This is a genomic window from Poseidonocella pacifica, from assembly GCF_900111875.1.
GTDB classification, from domain to species: Bacteria; Pseudomonadota; Alphaproteobacteria; order Rhodobacterales; family Rhodobacteraceae; genus Poseidonocella; species Poseidonocella pacifica.
Genome location: NZ_FOJU01000005.1, coordinates 150783 through 165521, shown reverse-complemented (window position 1 = coordinate 165521; position 14739 = coordinate 150783). Strand labels below are relative to the sequence as shown.

Below are 14739 nucleotides of genomic sequence, written 5' to 3'. Positions count from 1 at the left end.
CCCTAGAACCAGAGCAGAAGTCGAAGGTAATCCACCACCCGGCGGGTCGCTATCCATCCGAGTGGCCGGTTTCCCACCGATACCTTCGCCACCCCAGTCATACCCGGCAGCCACCATTCCGTCGTCGGGTTATCCGCGTCGGGCGCGCTCATCCGGATGGGAAAAACATTGTCCGCATCCTGTACAGCGGAGGCCGGAATGATGCGGTCCACGTCGAAACGGAAGGTTTCATCCGGCCGGGCGAGCAGCGTCAGTCGCACCCCCTGCCCTTGCTCGAGAAAAGCAAGATCCCGTTCGGAAATGGCTGCTTCTACATAAAGCGAAGATAGGGCCGCCAACGTCACGACCGCCTCGCCCCGGCGCACCGCTTCCCCGATTTTCTTGCCCGGTTCGCCCTCGACCACGACGCCATCGATGGGCGCCGTCGCGGTGGCCGATGCTAGCCTCTGGTCGATCTGAAGTAGCCGGGCCTTGACCTCTTCTGCCTTGGCCTGCGCAATGCGCATCTCGGGAAGCTGATCAAGCGACCGACGAATCTCCGCATCGCGGTTGGCCTGTGCAAGCTCCGCCAAAAGCGTGCTGCGTTCGAGCACAAGTTCGGTCCGGGCAAGGGTAAACAGGGTTGTCCCTTTGGTGACCTCATCCCCCAGAATGATCGTGCTGTCCTCGATATAGCCGTCGAACGGCGCGCCGACAAAGGCCATGGCATCGGTTTTGAGGATTGCCGTGCCAGTCACGTTAAACGGCACCGGGACAAACAGGGCGCCAACAACAAGCGCCAGGGCAAGGACCAACAACCGCTTGCCGGCCCCGCTTCGTGGCCGCAGCCAACGCGGGATCGAGGGCGTGATGGCCCGCCCTAGCCGCACCGGCAACCATCGGGTATCGCGGTGAAGCCATGACAGCGGGCTTTGCACCATTTCGCAGTGCATCCGCAGCGCCCATTGCTCGGCGGCGGTAAAGGGCATGGATTGCCGTTCCAGCACGACGGCCCCAAGGGGGCGGCTTTTCCCATCGGGGGACGTTTCGATCATCGGAAGGGTGATGAGATGACCGGGCTGGACCAATGCCGCGTAACGCCCATGCGCCTGCGCGACGGTCCGATCCGAGTTGGGCCAGACTACTTCGGTTCCCTGCGTCAGTGCCTCCTGCGCCGCTTCTTCCACGAGGGCGGAGGCTTCGGTGCGCCGGTCAAGCCCCTCCGCATGGCTGATCGCGCGCAGCCGCATTCCTTCCCGCGCGCGCCAGACAAACGAGACGGACTCACACGCGAATTGCTCCGACAACCCGTTGACGAAGGTCAAGGCCGCGCGGTCGAACCCGTCGCAATCGAGCACCTTGCCCAGCAATTCCAGCGTTAGGCTGAGCCGGGCGGCATCCCGGCTGGCTTGCCGAACCTTTCGCCCCGCATCAAAGGCAAGCGGCACCGACGATAGCGCCTGAAGCCGCGCCATGACCAAGCCCGTATCACGCGGGGCACCGCGATAGCGCGCCAATAGGACAACCTCCTGCGCCTCGTCCGTGACCTGTAAGACCGACAGCAGAAGGGTGGCCCCCGCTTCCTCACCGCGTGCGATCCCTTCGCGGCGCGCCTGACGCATGATCGCCGGTTTGACCACCGTTTCCAGCGCAATCTCGGGTGCGGACTGTGGAGAGGCCGCAAGTCTGCGCCAGATTTCCTCGCCCTCCCTGGGTCGCCAGAAGATCACCACAGCTTCCGCTTGGCTGAGACCGCGAGCGATATCCGCAAAACGGGGCCAGAACGCCTCCGCCGCGCCGGAAAACGCCGACAAATCGCGGATCAGCGCGGGCAATTCGGGCGGGCCGGGTACATCCTGCCGCGTCATATCGTTCCCTTCTCCACCGCAATCTCGCTCTCGAGCGAGGCGCGCCGCTGCGCATAGGCGAAACGCTCTGCCCGTCCCTGAGCGATGCGGATCATCAGCCGCGCCATTCCACCTCGAAGCGCCCCGAGCCCGTATTGCGCCGCCCAAAGCTTTCGCAATCCGCCGGGCAGAAAGCGTCGCATCAATTCCTCATCCATCGAGATATACCACCGCGTCGTCCCGGGATCCCCTTGCCGCGCGCATCGCCCGATCAGTTGCCGGTCTATGCGGGAGAAATCGTTGGTTTCCGCGATGATCACATGCAATCCGCCTGTTTCCTGCACACGTTCGTCGATCTTTATATCCGTGCCCCGCCCGGCCATGTTGGTCGCAACGGTGATAGCCCCGCTTTGCCCGGCAAGGGCGACGATCGCGCTCTCCTCAACATCATTCACCGCGTTGAGGACCGCCACAGGACGCTCCGGCGCCACCGCGCAAAACGCCTCATGGAGCGCGGCGCTGGATTGAACGCTGCGCACACCGATCAAGACCGCGCGCCCGGCATCCGCAAGCACAAGCGCATCTTCGGCCACAGCGCGAAGTTTTTCCGCCTCCGTCCGAAACACGCGTCGCGGCAGGTGCTGCCGCCGCACGCGCCGATGAGTGGGAACGGCAACGGTGCGCAACCCATAGACCGCCGCGAACTCCCCGCGAGCCTCCCGCGCCGTACCGGTCATCCCGCCGATCTTCGGCAGGCGTTTGAAGTACCGCTGGAACGAAAGCCGCGCCCGCACCTCGCTCGGGGGGGAAATTTCCAGATCGAGGCTCGCTTCCAGCACTTGCTGCATCCCAAGGGACAGGGTTCGCGACCGGGCAAGTCGCCCGGTGAGTTCGTCCACCAGAACCACCTCCCCCTCCTCGATCACATAGTGTTCATCCCGCCGCATCAGATATGCCGCATAGAGCGCAAGATTGACGAGTTCCTCGGCACGGTCCCGCCGCTGCCAGAACGGCCCCGCATTTCGGGCAAGGCTATACACCTTATCCCGACCGGCGCGGGTCAATTCCACGGTTCGAAGCGCAACATCAAGCGTGAAGTGCTCTCCTTTCTCCAACGCCCGCGCGATCTCTACCGCCCGTAGCGCTGCGCTCTCTAGCAGGTCGTCGGGATGGGGAGCTGAAATGATGAGGGGGGTCACCGCTTCGTCGATCAGCACGCTATCGGCCTCATCCACGATGACCTGATGCACGCCGGTTTGCACGACACCCGCGCCGCCTGCCGATCCGCCGGCGCGCGCAGCACGCAGGGCGACGTTCACACGTTCCTTCGCCCCTTTGAGCGCGAGGTCATCCCGCAGATGATCGGCAAGGAAATTCTGCGCCGTGGTATAGACGATATCGTGTTGATAGGCGGGGCCGCGAGCTTCGGGCGGGGTGTCCCCGGTCAGGCTCGCGGCGCTCACCCCACAAAGCGCGAAGAGGGATTCGTTGATCTCGCAATCCCGCGCGGCAAGATAATCGTTCGAGGTCACAACATGGCAAGGCAGCCCCCGCCAAGCGGCGGTGATCGCCGCCATGCTGGCCGTGATGGTCTTGCCCTCACCCGTGGCCATCTCGACGATCGCCCCCTCAAGCAGACCGAGCGCCCCTATGATCTGTTCGCGGTGCGGGCGAAATCCGTTGATCCGCCGCACCGCCTCGCTCACGGCAGTGACGGCAGCGATATCCTGATCGCTGGTTCCGCTGGCCTGAACGGAGTAGTTCAGCCGGGAGGCTTTGGCCGTCGCGTCGATATGGGCGGCGAACTCTGCCTCGTCGAGGGTTTCGAGAGCGCCGCGGGCGGCCATGATACGCTTCGCCAACCGGTCAAGCCTTGGCAAGGGACGCGTCAACTTGCCGATCTGCGCGGCAAGATAGGCGCCCCATCGGTCAAGCTTGACGGGTTTGTACTCCTCCCCGTGAGTGGACAGCAGGCGCAGCTTTCGTGACGGCTGTGCGCCCCCGCCGGATCCTTCGGCCCAAAGCCGGGCCTCTGACGCCGCCGCATGACGCAGCCGCAAAGAGTCCAGCGTGGGACGCGCGCTCATAGCTTATAGCGCCGCTGAAAGAATTGCCGCACGGCAAGCAACCCTTGCTGAGCAAGTGGTTTGGGCGAAAGCTGCATGCGCAACCACCCCGACCGCCCGTCGAGCCCTGACGGCCCCGCCGCGAGACTGCCCAGATCCGCCGTCACCAGAAAGAAGCGTTCGACGCTTTGAGCATCTTGCGGGTCCTCGGTGCTGATCGCCGTATCGCCACCCGCCAGCGGGCTAAGCGCGAGTGAGGGGAGGTCGCGGCGCGAGAATGGCAGGATCTGCAAGGCCGCGACGGAATGACTCTCCGCGCGCGCGCCTTCGATCTTCACGGCCACATCGCTCGGCTCAAGCCCGCCGATCCCGTCCGCTGTCTCCTGTCGCAAGATCCCCTGAAACACATAGCTGCGATCGTCGAGCACTTGGCCGATTTCGGTGCCCCGCCCAATCCAATTGCCGTTCTGTCCGGTCAGCGCATCGCTGACCCAGATTCCCATGCCCGGCGACCGGATCGTCAGGCGCGCGCGCTCTGCTCGAAGATGCGCGAGGCTCTGACCTATGGTGGCGATTTCCTCCTCGATGGCGGCAAGTTCCATGGCCTCCGCCGCGATGGCACGGGACTTGCGCGCCTGCGCGCCCGCAAGCCGGGCCTCCATTCCTGTAATTTGCAGATCCAGTTCGGAATTCACGAACTGCGCGAGCACCTGACCTTCTTCCACGCGATCACCCGAACGCACTGCCGTTTCGGCCAGACGGCCCGACACGGGCACGAAGATCCGCCGCCGCTCCCCGGCCTCCACCACACCGTCGAGGCGTTTGTGATCCGGCACGGGAACGACGAACACCCCGATCAGCAGGAGCGCCCCGAGAGCGGAAGACAACAGGAGTTTGCCGCGGTGTTTTCTCAAGAAATGAGGGCTCTTCAATGGCTTCAGAACGCGTATCACCGGCGCGATGAACGCATTGTAGGCCAGCGCGGCCGCAACCAGAAGACCCAATCCGAAATACTGGTCTGCCACGAACAGCACGATCCCCAGCATGACCATGATCCGGTAGACGTTCGATGCGATGAAAAACCCGATCAGAAAGGCCCGTCTCCGCGGGGAGACGACATCATTTGGCCGTTCCTGCTCCACTAGGAAACGCGTGCGGAAAAGCGCGTTGAACTGTGCCTTGGCCGCGGTATGCAGGTTCGGAATCTCTACGAGATCGGAGAGGATGTAATACCCGTCGAAACGCATCAGCGGATTCACGTTGAACACAAAGGTATAGACCGCCGTGACAAACATGAGGTTCAGCGCGATTTCATTAATCGCACCCGGCGGCGAATATGCCCAGAGCAGCGTCGCCAATGCGCAGGAAACAAGGTCCGCGTACATGCCCGCCGCGCCCACCGCGGCGCGCTTCCACTTATCGCGAAAATGCCAGACCGACGTCAGATCCGCATAGGGCAATGGCGTCAGCATCAACAGCATGATCCCCATGGTCCGCACATGTCCGCCATAGAATTTGGTCAGCGCGGCATGTGAGAGTTCGTGGAGGAAGTGGGTGAGGAAAATCGCCACATAGAGGGGCAGCAGGTTGCCCAACTGCAGGATCGTGGCCGATTGCTCAAATGCGCGATCGGCATTGAGCAGAAAAACCGCCCCCGCCCAGACAAACAAAAGCCCCACCAGCCAGAGAACCGGCCAGCTATAGATCACCCGGATCGCCGTGGTATGACGCTTCAGAAAGGGCTCGGGGTCCCAAAGCGGGATACGAAAGAACAAAAGTTCGGATATCCGCGCGGGCAGTGGTTTGCGCTTCTTGCCCAAGGCGCGTTCGAGGATGTGCGTCTCGCTCACGCCGCCTTCGACATAGATCAGGTTGGCCGCATAGAGAGCCGAGATCAGATCGAAGAAATCCTGTTGTCCCGGCGCGGTCGTGGGGGATTTATCCGCATATCCCCGCCAAATGTCATTGAGTGTGCGCTCTGGCCCGATCTCGAGAACAAGCGCATGGGTTTCGGGGCGTGCCCGGAAAAACCCGCAATGCGCAGCTTCGTAATAGACGTACCAGCATTCGCCGCGATAGCTGTGCCGACGGATGGAAATCCCGGGGCGCAAACCCACGCGCAGTTCCGCGATCCGGTGCCATTGGTCATAGAAGGTGCGGTGGGCCAAGGAACGGCCCTAGCCCTGCGGCGTGGTCAGCACCGCCCCGGTGCCCGGGCTGAGCCAATCGGGCGGGTCCGTAAGGTGCACCTTCACGCGGCGCAGCCCACTGCCCGGGTCGACCACCGGAGAGACGAAACTCACTTCCCCGTTCAGGTTCTCGTCCCGGCCGCTTGCGCGCAGAATGACACTCTGGCCCGCCTGCAACTCACTCGCGCGTCGGATCGACAGGTTGGCAACAAAGAACAAGGCGCCCGTGTCGCAAAGTTGCAGCACCGGATCCATTGCCTGCGCGCTTTCGCCCGTGCGGCGGATGATCCGGCTGACGATACCGGGGGCAACGGCGGCCAAGGTGCGGCGGCGCAGGCTTTCCTCTGCGGTGTGGAAATCCAGCTCCTCGATCTGCTTTTGCGTCTCAAGCCGGGCAAGTTCGCTCACCGCGAGATCGTAGGACAATTTCCGGTTCTGCAAATCCTCAAGGCTGATCCCCCGCGCGGCATCATACACCGTCTGCCCTGCGGAGAGTTGTTGCTCCCCCACAGCAACACGTGCCTCCGCGGCATCAAGGTCCGCACGGCTTTGCCACAAGGTTCGGCGGCGCTCGACCTCTATGCTCTCGATCTCCTGATCGAGCCGCATCAGAACTTCGCCCGCTTCGACGGTCTGGCCCTCTACCACCAGCGTATCCTCCACGACCCCCGACACCGGGAAGGAAAGCGCCAGATCGGCGCGGCATTCCACAATCCCGCGGATCTCCGCGCCCCGGGCATCGAGCCCCACGCTATCGTAATCGGTGGCCGTCTGTGCCCCAGCGGCAGAAGCCAGAACCAGTGACAGGGCCAGAAGCGGTTTGCACGTGATTGCCATGCCTGACCTTAGTCGATCCCCATACGGGTGAGCAACGTGCCGTCGATCTGCGAGGCGAGATAGCTCGACAAGTTAAGCTGGGCGATGGCGTCGGCCCGAGCCTCCCGCGCATAGGCAAGGCTCAGCCGTGCGCGCAGCACGTCAATCGCGGAGCTGTTGCCGCTCTCGGCATTGGCGGATTCCGTATCAAGCAAACGCTGCTGAGCCGCGATGATCTCATCCTGATACCGCAGGTTCTCCCGCGCGCGGTCGAGGATCGCGCCGATACCGTTGAGTTCGCTCGCCACCCTTTGTCGATAGGCCCGCATGGTCAACTCCGCCTGTTTCTCCCGCAGAAGGGCGGCCTGATACTCAGCCTGTTCGGTGATGTTCCCGCCCAAGCCTTTGCGAAACTCGAACCCGATCTTCCACGTCTGATACGGGTTGTCAGAGGTGAAAACGTTCCGGAAGGGTATATAGGCCGCCGATAGCTGGGTCTTCTTGACGTCGAGGACAAGGTTCGCCTCGGCCATGGTCTGGTTCTCGGCCACAAGCCGCAGGATTTCCTCCCTTTCGATCCGCAGCGCGTTGATCTTGGACTCCGGCCGCCTTGCATAGGCAGTGTCGAGAGGAGGAAGATTGGCCGCGCTGAGATATCGACCCGGCAGCAGGGTCAGGGAGTCCGATGGCATCCAGCGGCGATGCTGGTTTGCACCATCGAGGCCCAGAAAGTAGATCTGGAGCGCGCCGACATTCTCTTCGAGTTCCTGACGGGCAAGCGTCACTGCTGCGTTCCGTTCTGCCACATCCGAAGCAGCTTGCGTCAATACCGATTGTTCCAGCAGACCCAAAGCGACCTGCTGTTCGAGTTCCTGCTCAAGCTGTGCCGCGAGGCGGGCAGTTTCCTGTCGCCAATGCACGCGCTGCTGGGCGCGCTGTACAAAGAGATAGGTCTTGATCCCTTCAAAGGCCCGTTGCGTCTTGAGCAAACGCACCGTCTCCGCCGCGATTTCCTTCTCGATATCGGCGACCATAACCGAGGAAGTATTCACCGCCCGGCCGGAATTACGCGCAAGAGGCGCGCGCACCGTCACGCCCACGGCGGAGGAATGCTCAGGCGAGGCAAGCGCTGCGGCTTTCTGCAACGAGTTGGCGATCTTCCCCATCTCGTAATAGAGATCCACCGTCACCCCGGTGGTGTCCTTCATCTCCACGCCGATCCTGCCGTTGGTGCCATATTCCTCGAAAGGAAATGGCGTTCCGCTTGAATCGGTCCCGGTACCTGTGGACAGGAAATCGGCGGCGCTGGTCTGTGAAAGCTCCCCCGCGCGGGAAAGGTCAGCGTAGAAAATCGGCTCGAATTCCCCGCGCGCGCCGATTGCGGCTTGCTCGGAAATCGCGACCTCTAGGGCCTGTGCCTGAATGCTCTCATCGGCATAGGCGAGCAGCCGGGTGAAATCGCGAAGGCTCAGCCTCCCCGATCTCAAGTCGATCCCCGCCGGTACTTCCCTGAGCGCGACGGCCGCCGCATTGGGGGCCGTACGGTTGGGGTTCGGCTCACAAGCAGCGAGAAAAAGGGCGCCCGCTATGCCCAGAGCGACGGGGATCGAATGTTTCATCGGCTTTCCTTACGCGATCTTTCCCACTTGCTTTTCGTATTCGTTCAAGACGCGCTGAAGCGTCTCGGCAAAGCTTTTGGCAACGCTGGGGGTCAGGATGATACGCGAGGAGAGTTGTATGACCACCTCATCCTCGACCGCGCCCCAAGTCTGGTTCGTACCGAACAACAGCGTCACTTCGTCCTTGCTCATGCCGACATTGGCGACATTCGCATAGTTGCTCGACATCTTGGTGTCGTCGAACCGCACGCGTACATCCCGCGTTGGCCGCGCTGCCGTTTTCTCAACATCTGCCTGTGCTTTGGCGCGGGCGTCTTCGGGGTCGTTCTCTGCCATATGGGCCTCCATGGTTTCTTGCCCCCTTCGATTGCGCAGCGGCCTTGCGGGTTTATTCCGCCGCGATCAGGGGCTTGTCGATCTCATCATCCGACAAGAGCATGGCCTGCACTACCACGGGCCGCTCGCCGACGTCCTGCACGCCATGCGTGTGTTGCGCGATTTCTTCGAGACTGTTGCTCTCGGATTCCTCTGGCGGGGCATACACGTCATCGCCGAGCCATGCCGCCTCGGAAACGGTATCCAGCAAGCCCGCCTCCATCTGTGCGACGAGGTACTCCGCAACGCGGATCGGGCGCACCTCTTCCTCATCATCCTCCGCCTCGGGATCAAGATCGAACCGGTCGAGGAAGCGATCAAACACATCCTCACGCGGGCGGAACGCGCTCTGGTCCAGTATCCCCCGGCGCCTGAACTCTTCGTCAAGGCGTGCCCGGCCAAAGAGAGAAGGTTCGAGATCGGTGACGTTGCTGCGTGGCGGTGAAAGCGCGATCAAAACCTGCTCGCGCGGACGATTGCCCCAATTGTTGTCGAACTGTTCCGGCGAAAGATTGTTGAACAACACGATGCGCTGGCCCGGGCGGGCAAAGATGCTGCCCGGCTCAGCAGGATCGGAGTCCCCGTACGCGGTGTAGCCATGATCGATGGCCCCGGACGAGGCGAGCATGATATCGCCCGTCCCCTGACTCCAGACCCCCGGAGACCCGATGCGCATCGCGGTACGGTTTTGCACGTTGATCCCGCCCTGCGAGACGTTGACTGCCGAAAGCAGGCGCGTATCGATATCGAGCGCATCTTGCCACGCAAGCCCGATCCCCTCATCCGCGACCATGTCGAGTTGTGGCGCGGAAATGTTGTCGACCCGCTCTGAGGCGGTGTTGTCGAGGATCGCACCGCCGCGCGCCTCGATCCGAACGGTTTCCTCGGCGACGATCAGATCAATGAGGACGTTGCCCGAAACCCCGCCGGAAGCCCCGCCTTCTACGATGATCGACACGTCGCGCCCAGTGATGAGCGTTTCGGCATCCTCCATCGTGACGGACCCGCCAACAATTCCGACTGACAGAGTTTCACCCGCCTCCAGAGTTGCTCCATCGTAAAGCGACAGCGCCCCCGTCCCGATCGCGACATCCAGGTCGGTTGCCGCGACGATCCGGGCCGCATCGCGAACGGTAAGCCCGCCGCGGTCGATCTCGACGGAAACCGTGCCTGCGTCGGACTGAACAATCGCGGTATTGATGAACTGGGTTTCGCCGTCCGTGACGTTAAGCGCCACCGCATCGCCGCCAGTCAGGTCGGTGAGCCCGCTCCCCTGAATTCCGCCGGTGGAACTGAGCACCAAGCTCCGGTCCGCGTCAAAGATGCTGCGATGGCTGAGCGTCGTCGTGCCATCCACGGCAATCGCGGCATCGCGGCCCGCCGTGAGCGTTGTGGCGCTGCTGGTCCGCAGGTTCCCATCGGACAGCACAGCCGAAAGATCGCGCCCGGCGGTGAGGGTAGAGCTTTGGGTAAAGTCCAGATCACCCTGCCCGAGAGCGACCGACAAATCGCCCGACCCTGCGGTGATCGCCGTGGTTCCGCGCGTCGATGCGTTGCCCGCCCCTAGGATGGCAAGGCTTGCATCCGTATTGCCGAGCAGGGTGGTCCGCCCCGCGATGGTCACGTCACCTGTCGCTACTTCAACGGAAAGATCATCCGTATGCGCGGTGACCGTGGTCGTGCCGGAAACGGCCAGCCCAATTCCGGCAGCGATCATGACCTGCCCGGCGTCGACCTCGGTCGTTCCCGCGACAGTCATCGCACCAGAAGTGGCAAGTGCCGCAGTGCCCGTTGCGCTGGTCAGCGTCGTGCTGCCCGATATGGAAAGCGGTCCAAGCGCGCCTATGCTGAGCCCGTCCGCCGCCGTGAAGGACGTCGTTCCCCCCATGGTCACGGCGCCAAGGCTGCCAAGTGCGACGCTGCCGCCCATCGAGGTGATCTGCGTCGTGCCGGAAGCGGTAACATTGCCCACGGATCCGATTGTTACATCTCCGCCCGCGACAAGCGTCGTTTCGTCCGCAAGGGCAATCGTCCCGCCGATCAAGACATCCGTTGTCCCGCCCGAGATGATATCCGTCTGACCCAAGGCCGAAAGGTTGCCCGTGGCTGCGATTGCCACATCGCCCTGCGCCTCGATCCGGCTTTCGTCACCGAGCGTCAGGGTGCCGACAAGCCCGATATTCAGATCCCCGCCCGTTTGCACCACACCGCTATCGACTAGGTCGACAGCCCCACCCGCAACAAGCCCAAAGTCGCCCAAGACTGTTGCCCCAAGCAGGGTCACCCCATCCTGGTCTACGAAGGACGCATCCCCGCCCGCAGTAACCTGCAACTGCGCGACGTCGTTGGTGTCGGACGTCAGGGCAATGTCGCCGCCCGCGCTGATCCGGGCGGTTGAGCCCTCACCATCTGCGGTGATCGAGATGCCAGCCATCTGGCCAATGTCGCCTGCGGTCGCCGTGAGTGTCAGATCAGCGCCCACCTGTGCATCGCCGAGTAAGATCGCCTGTTGTCCCTCGTCCCCGGCTGCGATGATCGACAAGGCATCCGACGAAGTTTCCTCCACCGAGATTCCGCCCGCCAGTACTGTCAGGCCCACGTCACCGGATGCCGTGACCTCCTCGATTGCGACCGTCTCTGTGGCCGCGCCGGTGAAGGATACCCATGCGCCGCCGTCGGTGGCCTCGATTGTCCCGACCTCGGTGGCGGCCACATCAAGCGCCCCCACCTCATAGCGCGTGCCAATCGACTGGGCGCTGAGGAGGGCAAGCTCGCCGTTGGTGATCACGATATTCTCATTACCCACGCCCTCGGCCGTGGATGCATCCCGCATGTCGCCCGTGGTCGTCTGGATGGAGACGTCCCCGCCCGTCGCCGTGATCCGCGAAATCGCGATATCCTGTGTGGCGGACACAGCGACCGCGCCGCTTGCCGCAAGGGTCGAGCCATCCGTCTGAGTGAAGCCGCCCCCCGCCATGGTGAGCGTTGCGCTCCCCACGGTCTGATCCCCCGCAAGCACCAGATCGCCGGTAACCACGTCCACGTTGAATGCGCCGTCGCTCTCGACCGTTTCGACCCGCAGGGCACGAACCGATTGGAAAAGCGCCCCACCGGTCCCCGCATCGACCCGCGAGATCGTCGCAATGTCGAGGTCGATATCGCCCGCCCCGCTGGTGCCGATGGCAAGGCCCACAAACTCGGCCGATGCGCCGTCTCCAAGCCCGGTGACAAGGGCGCGTTCCGCTGTCGTGCCATCAAGGATACGCCCAGCGGCGCCCGCATCGATACGGACTGTGCCTGTGGATGTTTGCAACGCGGCGAGCGTGATATCGCCGGTGGCCGAAAGCTCCAGATCCCCGGAGGCTACAAGACCCGACGCCTCCGACTGCGTGATTGTCCCGCTCTGGGTCACGATGCTGATCGTCTCGGCGCGCATGTCCTCTGTGATGCGCAGATCACCCACCATCGTCAGGTCGAACACCCCATCGCTGACCGTCGCGGTCCGAAGGAACGCCGCCCCGCTCCGCGTTGCGAGGTCGAGCCAGACACCATCGGTCGCGGTAACGGCATCAAGCCTGTCCGTACGAAGGGAAATGCGATCCGCTTCGGTGCCGATGCTGCCCGCCTCAAGCTGAACCATCCCGTTGGCATCAAGATTGACCCCGGATGCCCCGCTCAGGATGGCGCCGCTGGCAACCAGTAGCGTTTGGGCCGAAAGCCCCGTTGCCACCACGGAAGTCAACGTGAGGTCGCCGGCCTCTGCTGTCATGCGCGCGCCGTTGACGGTGGCGATGCTGGCCCCGTCCGTCATCTCGATGCCGCCATCGTCAGCAAAGATGGTGGCGGAATTTGCCGAGACCGCCGCCGACAGGGACAGATCCCCGGCAGAGGTTCCCAGTACAGCCGCCCCGGTGGCGGAAACCGCCCCGAATTCCATCCCGCCCATGCCGGTGATGTAGAGACCCCCGGAGGTCGCAGTAGCCTGTTCCACGCGGTCGGTGTCGACCTCGATCTGGCCGCCCTCCTGCGCCGTTCCAATGACGCCCGCGGTCAGGGTAATGACCCGCCCGTCCGCCTTGGTGGTGATGATCGCGGTTTCGCGGTCCGGTGAATTGTCCCGTAGGGTACCGCCGACGGTGAGGGTGACGTCTCCCTCAAGGCTGGTGAGCGCGGACAACGACATATCGCCCGAGGCCGACAGATTGATATCCTGCGTGACGAAGAATTTCGCCGATTGCGCCTGCGAGAGGCTCCCGGCTTCGACCGCCATCTCCAATGCTTCGACGCGCAGACTTCCCGAGAGGTTGAGATCCCCGCCCGACTGGATGAACCGCGCCGTTCCAACTGTGTCGAGCCCGTCCAACGCGACGGTGGAATAGGACGTCACAGTGATCGATTGCTTGGTGGTATCCGTCTCCGTCGCGGTCAGGGACGCGATGTTGGATACCGAAAGATCCAGATCCCCATCCGCAGCGGTCGTCCCGATCTCCAGCGCTTCGATGGTCAGCGCGCCTGACCCCATTTCGATGTTCGCGCGTTCGCGGGCATTCCCGTCCACGGCGGTACTGGCATCAAGCACGCGGCCTACAGCGTTGAGTGTCGCATCGCCGGTCAATACGGCAAGGCGGGTCAGGTGGATATCCCCGGAGGCCAACAGCGTCGTTGCGCCGAGTGCCGTGATGGAGGTGCCAGCCGACTGTATGATATCGCGTGCGCCTGCGTCGTCAGCAGAGAGGTTCAGAAGCAAGCCGCCAACCTTCAGATCGCCTGTGATCGCCAGATCGCCCTCACCCACAGTCAGGGAAAGCGCGCCTGATGTATCCGCCGAGGCAAGGACCGTGCCGCTAGTTGTGAGCGACTCCACGGTCGCCCCACCGGCATTTTCCGATGTCGTCTCAAGCACAAGGCGCCCGGCATCGAGATCCACATCACCCGAACCCAGCGTACCGATGCTGCCCCCGGACAGCACGGCCGTGCCTGCAGTGGTCACGTTCGCGCCCTCGTCCGAAGTCAGATCGGAAATATTTCCCGCCGCACTCAGCAGCGTGATCGTCTGATCAACGACCGTCGCGGACCCGACAACATTAGAGACCGCAAGCCCGGCTCCGCCCCCGAGCGTGATATCGCCTTCGGATTGCACGCTCTTGCCATCGACCATCGTCATGGAGCCTTCCAAGGCCCGGATGGAAACGGTGGCCGCAGTAACGTCACTCAGCAGCAGCAGATTTGCTTCCGTCGCCGAAAGTGTCAGCCCGCCGCCGATGGACCAGTCCACATCCGAAGCGCCAAGTTCCACCGTCGGCCGCTCTTCCCCTACAACAGGGGTCAGAATGCTCAAGTTGGCGTCTTCTGGCGTCGAGATAAGACGCACTGCGCCGTTTTCCCCGCCGCTGCCCTCCAGTGCATCGAGGCTGAGCGCCTGATCCGCGCTGCCGAGTGCGCCGGTCACATTGAGCAGGATCGTGCCGCCCGCGATATTCGCCGCCCCGTTCGCATTGGTCCGGCCCGTGACCGCCCCGGACGTGGTCATGGAGAATGTGGCGTCGGCCCCCGCGGAGACCTCGGCAAGGGTCAGGTCACCGTCCGAAACGATCGTCACGTTTCCGCCCGCGCGCAGCGCAGAGCCTTCGGCCATGTCGATGCCTGCCGTGCCGAAGTCCAGCAGCAGATCACCGTCGGTGTTGAGCGTACCCTGGAAGCGCCCCTCGTTCCCAACTCCGATCGCCAGCTTTACCCCATCCGGCGCTGCCACGTCCGACAGCGACGCAGAGGCGACATCGATCGTACCAGCGTCATCATCTGCCTTGGTTGCATTCTCAAGGCTTCCTACCGCCCACATCTTGACGCT

Annotated in this window: 7 protein-coding genes (1 of these 7 cut by a window edge); all 7 read right to left on the bottom strand. The window is 63.2% G+C overall.

Annotated features, from left to right (window positions below):
* Positions 1 to 2 precede the first annotated feature (2 nt).
* Tightly spaced (at most 52 nt apart), the 7 genes in view from BM234_RS14500 to BM234_RS14470 form a layout consistent with a single transcriptional unit that may run on beyond the window.
* Entirely contained in the window at positions 3 to 1847 is a 1845-nt protein-coding gene (locus BM234_RS14500) for an efflux RND transporter periplasmic adaptor subunit (protein WP_092066252.1), read from the bottom strand.
* Entirely contained in the window at positions 1844 to 3913 is a 2070-nt protein-coding gene (locus BM234_RS14495) for a preprotein translocase subunit SecA (RefSeq protein WP_092066250.1), read from the bottom strand. The genes BM234_RS14500 and BM234_RS14495 overlap by 4 nt, the downstream gene beginning before the upstream one ends.
* Positions 3910 to 6060 carry a biotin/lipoyl-binding protein gene (locus BM234_RS14490; RefSeq protein ID WP_092066248.1) on the bottom strand — a complete coding sequence of 717 codons (2151 nt, stop codon included), beginning with the start codon at positions 6058 to 6060 and terminating at the stop codon, positions 3910 to 3912. The genes BM234_RS14495 and BM234_RS14490 overlap by 4 nt, the downstream gene beginning before the upstream one ends.
* A 9-nt stretch (positions 6061 to 6069) precedes the next feature.
* Positions 6070 to 6918, bottom strand: a complete 849-nt coding sequence (locus BM234_RS14485) for an efflux RND transporter periplasmic adaptor subunit (RefSeq protein ID WP_092066246.1) — start codon at positions 6916 to 6918, stop codon at positions 6070 to 6072.
* A gap of 8 nt (positions 6919 to 6926) precedes the next feature.
* Positions 6927 to 8516 (bottom strand): TolC family protein, encoded by a 1590-nt coding sequence (locus BM234_RS14480; protein ID WP_092066244.1) that lies wholly within the window; start codon positions 8514 to 8516, stop codon positions 6927 to 6929.
* Between the two features lie 9 nt (positions 8517 to 8525).
* Positions 8526 to 8852, bottom strand: coding sequence for a DUF3467 domain-containing protein (locus BM234_RS14475; RefSeq protein ID WP_092066242.1), 327 nt, complete (start codon positions 8850 to 8852; stop codon positions 8526 to 8528).
* Positions 8853 to 8904: 52 nt separating this feature from the next.
* Positions 8905 to 14739 carry the end of an Ig-like domain-containing protein gene (locus BM234_RS14470; RefSeq protein WP_092066240.1) on the bottom strand. 47640 nt of this gene lie beyond the right edge of the window, so the window shows 5835 of its 53475 coding nt (coding positions 47641-53475); its start codon lies beyond the right edge, outside the window; it ends in the stop codon at positions 8905 to 8907.